1 protein-coding gene is annotated in these 1,231 nt (G+C 59.5%); it reads left to right on the forward strand.

Annotated elements, in window-relative coordinates; genetic code table 11:
• Positions 1-1,176, forward strand: a 1,176-nt coding sequence (tuf, locus tag ACR0D6_RS22545; RefSeq protein ID WP_480732628.1) for an elongation factor Tu, incomplete at its 5' end; no start/stop codon positions are given.
• Between the last annotated feature and the right edge of the window lie 55 nt (positions 1,177-1,231).

Below are 1,231 nucleotides of genomic sequence, written 5' to 3' on the forward strand. Positions count from 1 at the left end.
ATGGCAAAGGAAAAGTTTGAGCGTACAAAACCGCACGTCAACATCGGCACGATTGGCCACGTTGACCATGGTAAAACGACGCTGACCGCAGCAATCACCAAGTATTTCGGCGACTTCAAGGCGTATGACCAGATTGACGGTGCGCCGGAAGAAAAAGCGCGCGGCATCACCATCTCGACGGCCCACGTGGAATACGAGACCGACAACCGCCACTACGCGCACGTCGACTGCCCCGGCCACGCTGACTACGTCAAGAACATGATCACCGGTGCCGCTCAGATGGACGGCGCGATCCTGGTTGTGAACGCTGCTGACGGCCCGATGCCGCAGACCCGCGAGCACATCCTGCTGGGCCGCCAGGTTGGCATCCCGAAGATGGTCGTGTTCCTGAACAAAGTTGACCAGGTTGACGACGAAGAGCTGCTGGAACTGGTTGAGATGGAAGTTCGCGAACTGCTGTCCAGCTACGACTACCCCGGCGACGATATTCCGATCATCGCAGGTTCGGCTCTGGCGGCGATGGAAGGCAACAACCCGGAAATCGGCGAAGAGAAGATCAAGGAACTGATGGCGGCTGTTGATGACTACATCGACACCCCTGAGCGCGCTGTTGACCAGCCGTTCCTGATGCCGATCGAAGACGTGTTCTCGATCTCGGGCCGTGGTACCGTTGTGACCGGTCGTGTCGAGCGTGGCGTGATCAACGTTGGCGACGAGATCGAAATCGTCGGCATCCGCGACACTTCGAAAACCACCTGCACCGGCGTTGAAATGTTCCGCAAGCTGCTGGACCGCGGTGAAGCGGGCGACAACATCGGCGCCCTGCTGCGCGGCATCGACCGTGACGGCGTTGAGCGTGGTCAGGTTCTGTGTAAGCCGGGTTCGGTTACACCGCACACCAAGTTCGAAGCCGAAGCCTACATCCTGACCAAGGAAGAAGGCGGCCGTCACACCCCGTTCTTCGCGAACTACCGTCCGCAGTTCTACTTCCGTACGACTGACGTGACCGGCACCGTGACTCTGGCGGCTGGCACCGAGATGGTCATGCCCGGCGACAACGTGTCGTTCGAAGTTGAACTGATCGCACCGATCGCGATGGAAAACGGTCTGCGCTTCGCGATCCGCGAAGGCGGCCGCACCGTCGGCGCCGGCGTTGTGTCGAAAATCGTCGAATAATTCGCGCCAGCGAATGATCAGACAGAAAGGGCGTCTCCAGGGGCGCCCTTTTTTT

This window comes from Ruegeria sp. BJ6, assembly GCF_056537885.1.